Here is a 13,109-nt window from a genome sequence, read left to right as displayed (position 1 = left end):
GTGTTGAAAGGCGGTTTATGGACGAAAAAACCGGCCGCGCGTCACCACGCGGCCGGTTCGCGAATGTTGTGCCGGGTAGGTCTTAGAGGCCGCGACAGCGGGCTTCGTAGAGACGGCCGCGACGATCGCGATAGACGCACCAGCCGCGCCGCGTCGCCTTGCCGATCAACACGCCGCTCGCCGCTCCGACGACACCGCCGATGACCGCACCGGACGCAGTTCCAGAGGCCAGTCCGCCGATCGCGGCACCCGCCGCCCCGCCCAGCGTGGCGTCGCGCTCGGCCGTGGTGCAGCCGGCAAGCGTCACGACAGCCGCCGCGACTAGCAACAATTTCCTCATTCCATTCTCTCCATTCTTCGGTGAAGTCCCTTCAAACCCTTACCCTCGCATCGGGGGCGATGCCAGCGCGATTGCTTCAGAATTCCTTTGCGATTGCAAGCCCCTCGCTCGCGCGATGGGTATTAAACGCCGTCAGGACGTCGGCTCGCTCCAGGGCGGCTTCGAGGCGGCCGTCGGCAGCAACATGCCAGACCAGCTCTGCGTCGTCGTAAACCAGGGCGGGATCGACATTCACGCATGTCGCCATGATCCGAGGCGTTTCCTGATTGCCCTCTTCGGGAACCTCGCGCAAAGCATCACGGCATTCCTCCCGCGTTTCGAAAATCGGTACGTCCACCGGGATTTCACGGCAGTCGCCAAGATCACCGGAACATCCGATAACGAGAAGTAAGGCGGCAATGTGTTCCATGGTGCGTTCCTTTCGCCTATGGAAACGATGCTAGCGCCCTTCAGTTCCGACATATGTCAAATAGCGCACTCAGGCCGGCACCGCATCGCGGTTCCGGTGCCCGTTGGACGGGTGCGTTGCCGGTCGGCGTCATGGCGACGAGATTGCGGCTGGACTCGGCCGGCGAAACCGATTTTCATGGCTCTCACGATTTTGGGGAACGACCGTCGGCTGTATGCGTTCGGTCCATGCCATGCATGAACAAGACAGGGAGCCAAACATGAACGCTGCACGGACCGCAACCGCCAAATCGGCCGCCGCCGGGAAGACTGAGGCACAGGCGGAATTCGAGGCGCAGATCGAGGCGCTGAAAGAGGAACTGGCGGCCGTCAAGGCACAGCTTGCCGGCTCGGGCGAGCGCTCGGCGAAAGCGGCACGCAAGGCGGCGGCTAGCGGCCGTGATCATCTGCGCGAGCAGGGCGAGGCCGCGCTCGAGGAATTGCGCGCCAACGCCAAGGATATCGAAACCCAGCTGGTGGAGAATGTCCGCCGCAAGCCGGTTACGTCGCTGGCGATCGCCGCCGGCGTCGGTTTCCTGTTCGCCCTGATCGCACGACGCTAAGGTTCGGGCTGCATCACATGCTCAAATCGGCAATCGAACTGCTCGCCGGCCTCGATGCCAAGCGGGCGGCGCGGCGGTTTCGCCGGGCCGTGATCGATTTCGCGCTTGCCGGCGCGGCGCTGCTGCTCGGCCTGGGCTTTCTGGTCGCCGCCGCCTTCATCTTCGTGTCCGAGCGCTACGGCGCGCTCTACACCACGACCGCTTTCGGCGTCGGCTTCATCGTGCTCGCCGGGCTGATCCTGATCGTGCATCGCATGATCGTGGGGTTGCGGATACGGCGGCGTGCGGAAGAAAAACGGGCCGAACAGGTCAAGTCTTTCGCCGTGACTGCAGCGCTTGCAGCGCTGCCGTCGATCATTCGGTCGCGTAGCCTCGTTGGACAGATCGCCATTCCGCTAGCGGCGATCGCAGCCTATGCGATCTATCGCGAAAACCTCGATGACGACGACGAGCCGCTTTCCGACGACGAGTTATAGCGTCACGAACAGGTGCTTTTTGGAACGATGCCGGTTCGGAGCCGTTAGGCTCGGGAGCGCGGTTGCTGTGAGTGCAGATGCCGTCGCCGCCAAACGTGACAAAATTCCTGAAGGACAGCGTTCGAGCCCATGCCCACTCCGCTTGATCCCGAAAAGGCTCGTCAGGGCCGTCGCGGCCTTCCGGTGCTGATCGTTCTCGTCGTCGCCCTCATCCTGGCCAGCGCCGTATGGATCGGTGCGGAATGGTGGGGCGAGATTACCGACGCAGACGTCGACACCGGTGCTCGGATCGAGCAAACCGACTGAGTATTCAGGGGACCTGCTTGGGCGAAGCGTCCCGGCTGTGTCGGTCGTCAGCTTTTGCTGCCGGCCGCTGCTGCGGGCACCATGACACGCAGCGCCTTCGGGTGGATGCGCAGGGTGGTTTCGTTGCCGACGGGCACCAGTTCGCCGTCGATCACGCAGGCCTGGTTGCGGCGACGCGAACGGATGCGCAGCACCACCTCTTTTGACTGGTGGATGTCGACGGTTTCGAACTCCTTCCAGCGGCCGAGCGTCATGGCCAGAAACAGAATGGCGATCTCCAGGCGCCGCGCGGTGCGGAAGACATAGATGCCGAGCAGCCCGCCGTCCGGTTTTTCGGCGATCGGCAGCGGACCGTCGCCGAACAGATTGTTGGAAATGCCGATGCCCGGCGTCCTGGCGCGCACCACCGTCTCGCCCATGACCAGTTCGGCCTCGATGGTCGAGGGTTTGGCGAGCGCGGCGAATGCCGCGCGCAGCGAGGCAAGCATCTTTCCCAGTCGGGAGGTGTATTCGAAGCGCGAGCGCATCAGTACCATGCGCGCGTGCAGACCGACCGAGAACTGGTGAACGAAAGGCCGTCCGTCGGCGGTGGCGATATCGACCTCTCGCTCGACGCCGCCCGACAGCGCGTCAACGGCCTTGTGGAGGTCCATCGGCAGGCCGAGCGCGCGGGCGAAGAGATTCATCGTGCCGGCCGGCAGCACCAGCAGGGTCTTGCCGGACCCCATCAGCGCCGCGGCCGCGGCCGATACCGTGCCGTCCCCGCCGCCGGCCAGAACCGCGTCATGGTCCGGGCTCCCGGCGGCCGCTTCGAGTTCGCGGCCGACCGCCTCGCCGTCGATGAAGCGAATGTCGATCGTGTGTCCGGCCGCCCGCATCGTTTCGCGCAGATGAGCCTCCAGCGCGTCGAGGTCGGCGGTGCGGAGCGTGCCGCCGCCACGGTTCAGGAGGGCTAATATGCGCATGATCGTCCGATGCCGGTGAAACCAGAGAAGAGAACGGCAAACGCATGTCAAGCCGATTCGATCCGTTTCGACGTTCCAACCCGCTCTGTCTGCCGGTGCGGATCAACCGATCGGAAAGCCGTTTGCAGACGGCCTGCGGTGATGTCACCATGTATCGCCGTGAGGGCGGCTATCAGTCCGTCCTTTGGAGCTTGAGACCAGAAAGCCTGTTAACCAGCCCATTCGTTGCCAGGGAGCCCCGTTCATGACCGAGCCGTCGCAAGACATCGAAATCGAGGAGACGGACTCAAAAGGGCGCTATGTCCTGCGCGGTGAGAGCGGGGACGAGGCGGAACTGACCTTCTCCAAGATCGGGACGCGCCAGATCATCATTGATCATACCGGCGTTCCCGACAGTTTTCGCGGCCAGGGCGCGGGCGCGCGCCTCGTTGCGCGGGCGGTTGAGGACGCGCGCGCCGCGGGCAAGACGATCATTCCGTTGTGCCCGTTCGCCGCGTCGCAGTTTCGCCGGCACCCGGAATGGGCGGATGTTTTGAAAAAGGCCAAGTGATGGGCGAAACACAACCGCAAATCCGCGAGGCGGAAACGCAGGCTGGCGGACACTATGTCGTCGCCATGCCCAATGGCGAGGACTCGCGCCTGACCTGGCGTCATCTCGGCGACGGGGTGATCGAGGCCAACCACACCTTCGTCCCGGTTCCCTATCGCGAGCAGGGCATCGCCGAGGCGCTGGTCGAACGGCTGGTCGCCGACGCGCGGGCGGCGGGCCGGACGATCGTGCCGAGCTGCTGGTTCGTTGCCGACGAGTTCAAGCGCCATCAACCCGATTGGGACGACGTTCTGGCCCGGTAACGGCGACGCAGGGCGCCGTGGTTCCGTACCCGGATCAGACCGCGAAAATCGTCGCGTAACGCTCGCGCAGCACGTTCTTTTGAACCTTGCCCATGGTGTTGCGCGGCAGTTCGTCGACGATGACGATCCGGCGCGGCTGCTTGAAGCGGGCAAGCCTGTCGCCCAGGCCGGCAAGCAGGGCTTGCTCGTCTATGGCGATACCCGCCCTGGCGGTGACGACGCCGACGACGCCTTCGCCGAGATCGGGATGCGGCACGCCGATCACGGCCGATTCGGCCACGCCCTTCTGCTCGTCGAGCACAAGCTCGATTTCCTTCGGATAGATGTTGTAGCCGCCGGAGATGATCAGGTCCTTGGCGCGCCCGACAATGGTGACGTAGCCGTCGGCGTCGATCGTTCCGAGATCGCCGGTGATGAAGAAGCCGTCGTCGCGGAATTCCGCGCGGGTCTTTTCCGGCATGTTCCAATAGCCCTTGAAGACATTGGGTCCGCGCACCTCGATGACGCCGATCTCGCCTTGCGCCAGCGCCTTGCCGGTTTCCGGATCACAGACGCGCAGTTGCGTGCCGGGCAAGGGAAACCCGACCGTGCCGGCGCGGCGCTCGCCGTCATAGGGGTTGGAGGTGCCCATATTGATTTCGGTCATGCCGTAGCGTTCGAGAATGCGCTTGCCGGTGCGGGCCTCGAACGCGGTATGGGTTTCGGCAAGGAGCGGCGCGCTGCCGGAGATGAACAGCCGCATATGGGCGACCAGATCCCGCGTCAGGCGCGGATCGGCGAGCAGGCGGGTGTAGAATGTCGGCACGCCCATCATCGCCGTCGCGCCCGGCAGGCCGGCGATCAGGTCGTCGACGTCGAGCCGGGGCAAAAAGATCATCGCGCCGCCCGAAAGAAGCATGACGTTGGTGGCAACGAACAGGCCGTGGGTGTGAAAGATCGGCAAAGCGTGCAGCAGCACGTCGTCGGCCGAAAAGCGCCAATAGTCGACCAGGACCTGTGCGTTGGACAATAGATTGTCCTGGGTCAGCATCGCCCCCTTGGAGCGGCCGGTGGTGCCTGACGTATAGAGAAAGGCGGCCAGATCGTCCGGCCCGCGCTCGGCTGGATCGAAGTGCCCGGGCTTGCCGTCGGCGGCGGCCGCGAAGCTGCCGCCTCCGGCGGCATCGAGCGTCGCCAGTGCCGCGCCGGCGGCTTTGGCGACCGGCGCCAGCGTTGCCGCGGCCACCGGGTCGCAGATCAGGAGCTTTGCCTGCGCGTCGGTGACGAAATACTCCACCTCGGACGCCGTGTAGGCGGTGTTGAGCGGCAGGAAGACCGCGCCGGCAGCCACACAGGCGGCATAGATCGCGAGCGCCTGTGGTGATTTCGCCGCTTGCAGCGCGACGCGGTCGCCGACCTCGATGCCGGCCGCGCGCAGCGCATGGGCGAAGCGTGCCGTCATTGCCAGAAAATCGCCGTAGCTCAACCGCTCGCCGGTCTTGAGGATCAGGAACGGCCGGTCGCTGCCCTGATGCGGGTGGAGGAGAGCGTCGTAGAGCGGGTTGGGCATGGCGGTCTCGAAACGGAAGGAGTCTGACGGATCCTTCCGTTTCCCTACCTTATGCGCGCCGCTTCCGCGACCCCTCTCATGTGGCGCGGGTCTTGCGCATGGCGGTGCCGGCGTCGCCGACTGCGTCCGGCGTGCGCCAGCCTTCCAGCCGGCGGCCGTCGGCGTCGAAGGCGTGCAGCCGTTCGGACGGCACGGCGATGCCGATCCTGTCGCCTTCGCGATGCGGCGCCCGGCCGTCGATGCGCACGACAACGCGTTCGGCGCCAACCTTGCCGTGCAGATAGCTTTCCGAGCCGACCGGCTCGACGGCATCGACGACAAAGCGCAACGACAGGCCGTCGCCGTCCTCATTGTCGTTGGCGACCTCGATGATGTCCTGCGGGCGAAAGCCGATCGTTGCGACCGTGGCGTCGCGCAGGCCCAGCCGGCCGTCGTCGCCGAGGGCTGAGAAGGGGATGAGGTTCATCGCCGGCGCGCCGATGAAGCTGGCCACGAACGTGCTGGCCGGGCGTTCATAGACGTCGAGCGGCGCGCCGATCTGCTCGACCTTGCCGGCGTTCATGACCACCAGCTTGTCGGCCAGCGTCATCGCCTCGAGCTGGTCGTGGGTGACGTAGACCGAGGTGATGCCGAGCGAGCGCTGCAGATGCTTGATCTCGACGCGCATGTGGCTGCGCAGCTTGGCGTCGAGATTGGACAGCGGCTCGTCGAACAGGAAGGCGGCCGGGTTGCGCACGATCGCCCGGCCCATGGCCACGCGCTGGCGCTGTCCGCCCGACAATTCGCGCGGCTTGCGTTCCAGGAGCGGGCCCAGTTCGAGCGTGGTCGCGGCCTCGCGCACGCGCCTGTCGATCTCGTCCCTGGCGATGCCGCGGTTGCGCAGCCCGTAGGCCATGTTGTCGTAGACCTTCATATGCGGGTAGAGCGCATAGTTCTGGAACACCATGGCGATGTCGCGCGCGGCCGGGTCGAGGTCGTTGACGACGCGCTCGCCGATGGTGATCGCCCCCTCGGTGATCGCCTCGAGCCCGGCGATCATGCGCAAAAGCGTGGACTTGCCGCAGCCGGACGGACCGACGAGCACGAGGAATTCGCCGTCGTCGACGTCGATCGATACCGCGTCGACGGCGCGTTGTGTGCCGGTATAGATCTTGGAAACCTGGTCGATATGCAGCCGGGCCATCTGTGTTGCTCCTATTTGTCGCTCTCGGTCAGGCCCTTGATGAACCAGCTTTGAAACACCACCACGACGATGACGGGTGGCAGCATGGCGAGGACGGCGAGCGCCATCGCCTGACCGTATTCGGGAATTTGCGATCCGACCCAGACCTGGATGATCTGCTTGATGCCGCGCACGAGGGTGAAATAATCCTCGTTGGTGGTGATCAGGGTCGGCCACAGATATTGGTTCCAGCCGTAGACGAACATGATGATGAAGATGGCGGCGATCATCGTGCGGCTGAGCGGAAGCAGAATGTCGAGGAAGAACTTCAGCGGTCCCGCGCCGTCGATGCGCGCCGCCTCGATCAGCTCGTCGGGCACGGATTTGAAGAACTGGCGAAAAAAGAACGTTCCGGTCGCCGAGGCCACCAGCGGCACGATCAGGCCGGTATAGGTGTTGATCAGCCCCATCGACTGCACGATCTCGTAGGAGGGCAGGATGCGCACCTCGAGCGGCAGGAGCAGGGTGACGAAGATCGCCCAGAAGGCGAATTCGGCCAGGGGGAAACGGAAATAGACGATCGCGTAGGCGGCCATCATCGAGAGCACGATCTTGCCGACGGCGAAACCCAGGCCGAGGATCAGCGAGTTGAGCATCATCGTGGTGCCGTTGACTGCGCCGGAAAAGCCGAGACCGTCGAACATCACGGTCGCGTAATTGTCGACCAGACTGCCGCCGGGCAACGCCTGGACGCCGCCGGTGTGAACCGTCACGGCGTCGTGGGTCGAGGTCATGAAGGCGAGGTAGACCGGCACGAGCATGAAGGCCGAACCGGCGATCAGGATGGCGTGGTCGAAGACCGGGCCCCATTTGAAGGTCGGCCTGCGGGTGACTGGCGCAAGCGGTCGGGCGGCGGAGACGGCGTTGCTCATCTGGGCCTCACGCATAATGCACGCGGCGTTCCATGAAGCGGAACTGCACGAGGGTGAGTGCGAAGACGACGATCATCAAAATGACGGACTGCGCCGAGGAGCCGCCGAGATCGTTGCCGCGGAACCCGTCCAGGAACACCTTGTAGACCAGTGTTACGGGGTTGTTGCCCGGCTCGTTCTTGGTCATCAGGTCGATCAGCCCGAACGTGTCGAACAGCGCGTAGGTGACGTTGATCACCAGAAGGAAAAAGGCGGTCGGGGTCAGTAGCGGCAGCGTCACGGTGAAAAACCGCCGCAGGCCGGACCGACAGTCGATCAGGGCGGCCTCGCGCACCGCGCGCGGGATCGACTGCAGGCCGGACAGGAAGAAGATGAAGTTGACCGCCACCTGGTACCAGACCGCGGTCGCGATCATGGCGAAGGCGGTGTCGTAATAGTTGACGCCGATGCGCAGGTTCCAGCCGAACCAGGACGCGATGTCGACGAACGGGCCGACATGCTGGTCGAACAACAAGATGCCGAGCAGCCCGGCCACCGGGGGCGCGATGGCGTAGACCCACATCAACAGCGTTCGGTAGGTCTTGGCGCCGCGCAGCACCGTGTCGGCCTTGACGGCGAGCAGCAGCGCGATGGCGAGCGCGAACAAGGCGACCAGAACGGTGAACCAGACGGTGAAGATCGCCACACGGCGATACTCCGTGCTCGACAGCACATCGGCGTAGTTGTCCAGACCGACAAAGGTGGAGCTGAACCCGAACGGATCCTCCAGGAAGAAGGACGAGCGCACCGCCTCGCCGGCGGGCAGGTAGAAAAACACCGCAACGACGGCCATCTGCGGCAGCAGAAACAGATAGGGGACGATCGAATGGCCGAACCGGACCTTGTCCATGGCGCGGGGCTCCGTTGCCGGGAAGGGTAGGGGCGCAGCCGTTGCCGGATGCGCCCCGCTGTCGGGAAGGAAACCGTGCCTAGCTGCCGGTCTTGGCGAAACGCTCGAGAAGCTGGTTGCCTTCGGCCTCAATCGTCTTGAACGCCTCGTCCACGGTGGTCTCGCCGGTGAACAGCTTGCCGTACTCGCGGTTCATCACGTCGCGGATCTGGACGTAGAAACCCATGCGGTAGCCCCTGGTCCACTCGCCGGCTTTCATGTTGAGCTGCTGGATGCCGATTTCGGCCTGCGGCGTCTCCTCGTAGTAGCCCTGCTGCTTGGCGAGCTCATAGGCGGCGTTGGTGACCGGCACGTAGCCGGTGCTCTTGTGCCACATCAACTGCACGTCCGGCGATGTCAGGTATTCGAAGAACTTGGCGGTGGCCTTGTTTTCCTCCTCGGATTTTCCGGCCATGGCAAACAGCGCCGCGCCGCCGATGAAGGACTGGTAGCCGTCCTCGCCGGCGATCGCTTCCCAGTAGGGCAAGGGCACGGCGCCGAAGGGCATGGTGGCCGATTTGGTCAGGCCGCCGAAGGAACCCGACGAACCGACCCAGAGCGCGACCTTGCCCTGCTCGAACGGGGTCTGGTTGTCGCCCCAGCCGGTGCCGTACCATTCGAAATGGCCGTCCTCTTTCCACGCGGCGAGCTTGGCGAACATCATCTTCAGCCCGTCGGTGTTGACGAGCAGCTTGGTGCCTTCGGCGCCGTCATAGCCGTTATTGTTGGTGGCGAACGGCAAATTGTGGCGGGAGAAGAAATTCTCGGTGAATTCCCATGTCAGATGCGACTGCACCAGCGGGATGTAGCCGGCTTGCTTGAGCTTTGGCGCGATCTGCTCGAACTCTTCCCAGGTCTTGGGCGCTTCGACGCCGGCCTTTTCGAGGGCCTCTTCGTTGTAATACATGATCGGCGCGGACGAATTGAACGGCATGCCGATCATCTTGCCGTGGCTGTCGGCGTAGAAATAGCGCACGCCGGAGATGTAGTCCTCGATATCGAAGGACGCGCCGGCGTCCTCGAGCAGATCCTGCACCGGCTTGACCGCGCCCTTGGCGCCGATGACGGTGGCCGCGCCGGCGTCGAAGACCTGAAGGATGTTGGGCTGTTCGCCGGCGCGGAAGGCGGCGATGCCCGCGGTCAGCGTTTCCTCGTAGGTGCCCTTGAAGACCGGGGTCAGGACGATCTCGTCCTGCGAGGCGTTGAAATTGGTGGCGATCTCGTTGACGGTCTCGCCGAGCGCGCCGCCCATCGCGTGCCACCACGAAATCTCGGTGACGGCGAAGGCTGAATTGACGGAAAGGAGCGACAGTCCGGCCGCGAGACCGGCTGCTATACCATAGGGCTTCATGATGCTCTCCCTGGATTGGGTTGGCGAAAGTTCCTGCACTTTCAGCCAATCGCCTATCGGCAGCGCATGACAGTCCGGCTACGGTTTTGTTGCGGCGTGATGAAATCCACCGTCGACGCGGCAGGACGTTGGTGCCGAAAGGACGCCTGCCGAGCCCGTGTTCACGAAAAATTAGTGTCTGTCAGATTTCGGCCAATTTCTGGGTCTTCAATGCCGGGCAAGGAGGAGGTTTCGATGCAGGCCCAGTCTCGGAATATTCCCTACAGCGCCTTTCTGGCCGCCAAGGCGGCCTGCGAACGGCCGGGCGAGATCAAGCGCTTCCTGGAAAACAAGCGGCTTCCGGCGGCATGGCATCTGGATTTTGACCCGGTCGCGCGAGCGACCGAAGACGACGACGATGACGCTGTCGTCATGACGATCAACTGAGCGCGATGACCCCCCAAGACTAGCGGCGCTGTCGCGCCGTTCCGGATCCGGCATGATCCTGGAATGGACCTTGAGAAAATGGTGATCCCGGCAGGATTCGAACCTGCGACCCTCAGATTAGGAATCTGATGCTCTATCCTGCTGAGCTACGGGACCCCGTCGCCCTCATAGCGGTTTCGCGCCGCTTCGCCAACCGCGTTTTGGCCATGCCGGCATCGGCCATAGCGTCGCCGTCATCGCCGCTGCCGGGCTTCCGGTTTTGCGATGGAGCCGGCGGCGTCGACGTATGCGCCGTGGCGTCAGCGGCAGCCCGCGCCGGCCGGCGCGGATCCCGGTTCAGGCGGCGAGCGCCTTTTCCGTCAGCCGCACCCAATAGGAAATGCCGTGCGGGATCGCCTCGTCGTTGAAGTCGTAGGCGGGGTGGTGAAGATTGGCGGTGTCGCCATTGCCGACGAAGACGAACGATCCGGGACGGGCCTCCAGCATGTAGGAAAAATCCTCGCCGCCCATCATTGCGGGCATCTGCGGATCGACCTTGGCGTCGCCGGCGATGTCGCGCGCCACGTCGACGGCGAAATCGGTCTCTTCGGCATGGTTGAAGGTGACGGGATAGTTGCGGTCGTAGTGGATATTCGCCTCCGCCCCGCTCGCCACCGCGATGCCGGTCACCAGCGCGCGGATGCGCTCCTCGGCCAGGTCCGCGGTCTCGCGGCGCAGCGTGCGCACCGTGCCGGCGATCTCGGCCGTCTCGGGAATGACGTTATAGGCGTCGCCGGCGTGGAATTTCGTCACCGACACGACCAGCGGGTCGACCGGGTCGGCGCTGCGCGAGGCGATCGACTGCATGGCGCCGACGATCCGGCTGGTGATGACGATCGGGTCCACCGTCTGGTGCGGAAAGGCCGCGTGCCCGCCCTTGCCCTTGATCGTGATGGTGAATTCGGCGGTCGAGGCCATGATCGCGCCGGGCCGGGTCGCGAACTGGCCGACCGGCAGGCCGGGCGCATTGTGCATGCCGAAGACGCGCTCGATACCGAAGCGCTCCATCAGCCCTTCCTTGACCATGACGCGGCCGCCGCCGCCGCCTTCCTCCGCCGGCTGGAAGATGACCGCCACGGTGCCGTGGAAATTACGGGTCTCGGTCAGATATTTGGCCGCGCCGAGCAACATGGCGGTGTGGCCGTCATGGCCGCAGGCGTGCATCTTGCCGGGATTTTCCGACGCATGCGGAACGCCGCTCGCCTCGTTGATCGGCAGCGCGTCCATGTCGGAGCGCAGCCCGATCGTCGGCCCGTCGCCCAGCCGCCCGCGGATGAGGCCGACGACGCCGGTCTTGGCGATCCCGGTGGCGACCTCGTCGCAACCGAACTCACGCAGCTTGTCGGCGACGAAGGTCGATGTTTCGAACAGGTCGAAGTTCAGTTCGGGCTTGCGATGCAGATGGCGGCGCCACCCACTCACTTCCTCCTGCAGTTCGGCCGCCCGATTGAGAATTGGCATTCCTTTGGCTCCCACTCCACATCAAGGCGCAAATCCGCTCTGTCGCGCCGGTTTCGGTCGGCTTTGCCATCATGGCGTCACATGCGCTAAATAAAACCCGCCGACGCTCGGCCAGGCGCCCCGATCCGCCTTCCGGGCCAGTTGGGGCCGGGCGAAGGTAGCGCAAATCCCTGGAGAGGCCATAGTGAAATCGACACGGAACTGGGCGATGCGTCTCTGGAAGCCGGCGTGGCTGGTGGCGGTGGCGATCGTGTGTGCGGTATCGCCGGCGGAGGCCGGCCCGTCGATCGTCGTCGACCTGAAATCCGGCAAGGTTCTGTCCCAGGAGGAGGCGTTCCGGCGCTGGTATCCGGCATCGCTGTCGAAGCTGATGACGGCCTATGTCGCCTTTCGCGCCCTCAAGGCCGGCGAAGTGACGTTGAAATCGCCGGTGACGATCTCCAGGAACGCGGCCAAGGAGCCGCCGAGCAAGATGGGCTACAAGCCCGGCTCGGTGCTGACCCTGGACAATGCGATCAAGATCATCATGGTCAAGTCGGCCAACGATGTCGCCACGGCGATCGCCGAAAGCATCGCCGGGTCCGAAAAGGCGTTCGCGGCGCGCATGAACGCGGAATCGCGGCGCCTGGGCATGAGCGGCTCGCACTGGGTCAACGCGCACGGACTGCACGACGACGAGCAGTACACGACGGCGCGCGACATGGCGCTGCTGGCGATGACGATCCGCGGAGAGTTTCCCGAACATGTCGGTTATTTCGGGATCGAGGGCCTGGCGGCCGGCAAGGTGAAACTGCCCAACCATAATACGCTGATCGGCCGGTTCGACGGCGCCGACGGCATGAAGACCGGCTTTACCTGCCCGGCCGGCTTCAATCTCGTGGCCTCCGCCACCCGCAAGGGACGCACGATTATCGCCGTGCTGGTGGGCGAACCGTCCGTCTCGCAACGGGCCGAAAAGGCCGCGCAGTTGCTGGAGGACGGGTTCCAACGCAATCAGTCCTTCGCCTCCTCGCTCGCCATGCTGCCGGTCGGTGGCGGCATGCTCGCCGAGGCGACGAATATGCGCCCGGTGATCTGCAACGAGGAAGCGCGCAAGGAACGGGCCGAAAACCGCGACGAGGACGGCCGCATGATCATCCGTTCGCCCCACATCCGCGATCTCGATCGCGAGCCGCGTCTGGTCACCGTCGGCCTCGGCGGCGCGACGGGGCCGAAATCGCCGGCGGCGGCGGTCGAATACGCCAACGTGCCCATTCCGACGCCGCGTCCGGATTACAGGCCGGCCAAGCAGACGGCGGTGCAATAGCGGCTT

At 64.6% G+C, this 13,109-nt stretch carries 16 protein-coding genes and 1 tRNA gene; 7 read left to right on the top strand and 10 right to left on the bottom strand.

Annotated features, from left to right (window positions below; genetic code table 11):
• Nucleotides 1-82: 82 nt before the first annotated feature.
• Entirely contained in the window at nucleotides 83-340 is a 258-nt protein-coding gene (locus tag GN330_RS02785) for a glycine zipper domain-containing protein (protein WP_156711144.1), read from the bottom strand.
• Nucleotides 341-416: 76 nt separating this feature from the next.
• Nucleotides 417-749: a hypothetical protein gene (locus tag GN330_RS02780; protein WP_156711143.1), complete on the bottom strand. Its 333-nt coding sequence runs from the start codon at nucleotides 747-749 to the stop codon at nucleotides 417-419.
• Nucleotides 750-1,008: 259 nt separating this feature from the next.
• On the opposite strand from GN330_RS02780, the gene GN330_RS02775 reads away from it, so the two are divergent.
• The 3 genes from GN330_RS02775 (at nucleotide 1,009) to GN330_RS23370 (ending at nucleotide 2,132) form a co-directional block, all read left to right on the top strand.
• Complete coding sequence (locus GN330_RS02775; RefSeq protein ID WP_156711142.1) at nucleotides 1,009-1,350, top strand: DUF883 family protein; 342 nt, start codon at nucleotides 1,009-1,011, stop codon at nucleotides 1,348-1,350.
• A gap of 17 nt (nucleotides 1,351-1,367) precedes the next feature.
• Entirely contained in the window at nucleotides 1,368-1,826 is a 459-nt protein-coding gene (locus GN330_RS02770; protein WP_156711141.1) for a hypothetical protein, read from the top strand.
• Between the two features lie 129 nt (nucleotides 1,827-1,955).
• On the top strand, nucleotides 1,956-2,132 hold the full coding sequence (locus tag GN330_RS23370) for a hypothetical protein (RefSeq protein WP_197435002.1): 177 nt from the start codon (nucleotides 1,956-1,958) through the stop codon (nucleotides 2,130-2,132).
• A 47-nt stretch (nucleotides 2,133-2,179) separates the two neighbouring features.
• On the opposite strand, the gene GN330_RS02765 is transcribed toward GN330_RS23370, so the two are convergent.
• Nucleotides 2,180-3,097: a diacylglycerol/lipid kinase family protein gene (locus GN330_RS02765; protein WP_156711140.1), complete on the bottom strand. Its 918-nt coding sequence runs from the start codon at nucleotides 3,095-3,097 to the stop codon at nucleotides 2,180-2,182.
• Between the two features lie 244 nt (nucleotides 3,098-3,341).
• Here GN330_RS02765 and GN330_RS02760 point away from each other — a divergent pair, with 244 nt between their 5' ends.
• Both GN330_RS02760 and GN330_RS02755 read left to right on the top strand, forming a co-directional pair.
• Nucleotides 3,342-3,647, top strand: a complete 306-nt coding sequence (locus GN330_RS02760; RefSeq protein WP_156711139.1) for a GNAT family N-acetyltransferase — start codon at nucleotides 3,342-3,344, stop codon at nucleotides 3,645-3,647.
• The gene (locus tag GN330_RS02755) at nucleotides 3,647-3,949 is read left to right on the top strand and encodes a GNAT family N-acetyltransferase (protein WP_156711138.1); all 303 of its coding nucleotides are present in this window, start codon (nucleotides 3,647-3,649) and stop codon (nucleotides 3,947-3,949) included. Before GN330_RS02760 ends, GN330_RS02755 begins: the two co-directional genes overlap by 1 nt.
• A 34-nt stretch (nucleotides 3,950-3,983) precedes the next feature.
• Here GN330_RS02755 and GN330_RS02750 read toward each other — a convergent pair whose 3' ends face one another.
• The 5 genes from GN330_RS02750 to GN330_RS02730 all read right to left on the bottom strand — a co-directional run bounded on the left by GN330_RS02750 (nucleotide 3,984) and on the right by GN330_RS02730 (nucleotide 9,871).
• Nucleotides 3,984-5,498 (bottom strand): malonate--CoA ligase, encoded by a 1,515-nt coding sequence (locus tag GN330_RS02750; protein WP_156711137.1) that lies wholly within the window; start codon nucleotides 5,496-5,498, stop codon nucleotides 3,984-3,986.
• Between the two features lie 76 nt (nucleotides 5,499-5,574).
• Nucleotides 5,575-6,681 carry a sn-glycerol-3-phosphate ABC transporter ATP-binding protein UgpC gene (gene ugpC, locus GN330_RS02745; protein WP_156711136.1) on the bottom strand — a complete coding sequence of 369 codons (1,107 nt, stop codon included), beginning with the start codon at nucleotides 6,679-6,681 and terminating at the stop codon, nucleotides 5,575-5,577.
• Between the two features lie 11 nt (nucleotides 6,682-6,692).
• Nucleotides 6,693-7,592, bottom strand: coding sequence for a sn-glycerol-3-phosphate ABC transporter permease UgpE (gene ugpE / locus GN330_RS02740; protein ID WP_156711135.1), 900 nt, complete (start codon nucleotides 7,590-7,592; stop codon nucleotides 6,693-6,695).
• 7 nt (nucleotides 7,593-7,599) lie between these two features.
• The gene (locus GN330_RS02735; protein WP_156711134.1) at nucleotides 7,600-8,481 is read right to left on the bottom strand and encodes an ABC transporter permease subunit; all 882 of its coding nucleotides are present in this window, start codon (nucleotides 8,479-8,481) and stop codon (nucleotides 7,600-7,602) included.
• Between the two features lie 79 nt (nucleotides 8,482-8,560).
• Nucleotides 8,561-9,871: an extracellular solute-binding protein gene (locus tag GN330_RS02730; protein ID WP_156711133.1), complete on the bottom strand. Its 1,311-nt coding sequence runs from the start codon at nucleotides 9,869-9,871 to the stop codon at nucleotides 8,561-8,563.
• Between the two features lie 234 nt (nucleotides 9,872-10,105).
• On the opposite strand from GN330_RS02730, the gene GN330_RS02725 reads away from it, so the two are divergent.
• Nucleotides 10,106-10,297, top strand: a complete 192-nt coding sequence (locus GN330_RS02725; protein ID WP_156711132.1) for a hypothetical protein — start codon at nucleotides 10,106-10,108, stop codon at nucleotides 10,295-10,297.
• 79 nt (nucleotides 10,298-10,376) lie between these two features.
• Here the strand turns inward: GN330_RS02725 and GN330_RS02720 are convergent.
• A tRNA-Arg gene (locus GN330_RS02720) sits at nucleotides 10,377-10,453 on the bottom strand.
• A 180-nt stretch (nucleotides 10,454-10,633) separates the two neighbouring features.
• On the bottom strand, nucleotides 10,634-11,797 hold the full coding sequence (locus GN330_RS02715) for a M20 aminoacylase family protein (RefSeq protein ID WP_156711131.1): 1,164 nt from the start codon (nucleotides 11,795-11,797) through the stop codon (nucleotides 10,634-10,636).
• Nucleotides 11,798-12,005: 208 nt separating this feature from the next.
• On the opposite strand from GN330_RS02715, the gene GN330_RS02710 reads away from it, so the two are divergent.
• A complete protein-coding gene (locus tag GN330_RS02710; RefSeq protein WP_156711913.1) occupies nucleotides 12,006-13,103 on the top strand; it encodes a D-alanyl-D-alanine carboxypeptidase family protein in 1,098 nt (365 codons plus the stop codon).
• The last annotated feature ends 6 nt before the right edge of the window (nucleotides 13,104-13,109 follow it).

The sequence above is a fragment of the Nitratireductor arenosus genome (assembly GCF_009742725.1).
In the GTDB taxonomy this organism is placed as follows: Bacteria; Pseudomonadota; Alphaproteobacteria; order Rhizobiales; family Rhizobiaceae; genus Mangrovimarina; species Mangrovimarina arenosa.
The sequence above is the reverse complement of the archived record's forward strand: the minus strand, read 5'-3'. Positions and strand labels throughout refer to the sequence as shown.

Excerpts from the sequence above, each read along its gene's own strand:
- GN330_RS02785 (WP_156711144.1), bottom strand. The coding sequence starts at position 340 with ATGAGGAAATTGTTGCTAGTCGCGGCGGCTGTCGTGACGCTTGCCGGC.
- GN330_RS02780 (WP_156711143.1), bottom strand. The coding sequence starts at position 749 with ATGGAACACATTGCCGCCTTACTTCTCGTTATCGGATGTTCCGGTGAT.
- GN330_RS02775 (WP_156711142.1), top strand. The coding sequence starts at position 1,009 with ATGAACGCTGCACGGACCGCAACCGCCAAATCGGCCGCCGCCGGGAAG.
- GN330_RS02770 (WP_156711141.1), top strand. The coding sequence starts at position 1,368 with ATGCTCAAATCGGCAATCGAACTGCTCGCCGGCCTCGATGCCAAGCGG.
- GN330_RS23370 (WP_197435002.1), top strand. The coding sequence starts at position 1,956 with ATGCCCACTCCGCTTGATCCCGAAAAGGCTCGTCAGGGCCGTCGCGGC.
- GN330_RS02765 (WP_156711140.1), bottom strand. The coding sequence starts at position 3,097 with ATGCGCATATTAGCCCTCCTGAACCGTGGCGGCGGCACGCTCCGCACC.
- GN330_RS02760 (WP_156711139.1), top strand. The coding sequence starts at position 3,342 with ATGACCGAGCCGTCGCAAGACATCGAAATCGAGGAGACGGACTCAAAA.
- GN330_RS02755 (WP_156711138.1), top strand. The coding sequence starts at position 3,647 with ATGGGCGAAACACAACCGCAAATCCGCGAGGCGGAAACGCAGGCTGGC.
- GN330_RS02750 (WP_156711137.1), bottom strand. The coding sequence starts at position 5,498 with ATGCCCAACCCGCTCTACGACGCTCTCCTCCACCCGCATCAGGGCAGC.
- ugpC (WP_156711136.1), bottom strand. The coding sequence starts at position 6,681 with ATGGCCCGGCTGCATATCGACCAGGTTTCCAAGATCTATACCGGCACA.
- ugpE (WP_156711135.1), bottom strand. The coding sequence starts at position 7,592 with ATGAGCAACGCCGTCTCCGCCGCCCGACCGCTTGCGCCAGTCACCCGC.
- GN330_RS02735 (WP_156711134.1), bottom strand. The coding sequence starts at position 8,481 with ATGGACAAGGTCCGGTTCGGCCATTCGATCGTCCCCTATCTGTTTCTG.
- GN330_RS02730 (WP_156711133.1), bottom strand. The coding sequence starts at position 9,871 with ATGAAGCCCTATGGTATAGCAGCCGGTCTCGCGGCCGGACTGTCGCTC.
- GN330_RS02725 (WP_156711132.1), top strand. The coding sequence starts at position 10,106 with ATGCAGGCCCAGTCTCGGAATATTCCCTACAGCGCCTTTCTGGCCGCC.
- GN330_RS02715 (WP_156711131.1), bottom strand. The coding sequence starts at position 11,797 with ATGCCAATTCTCAATCGGGCGGCCGAACTGCAGGAGGAAGTGAGTGGG.
- GN330_RS02710 (WP_156711913.1), top strand. The coding sequence starts at position 12,006 with ATGCGTCTCTGGAAGCCGGCGTGGCTGGTGGCGGTGGCGATCGTGTGT.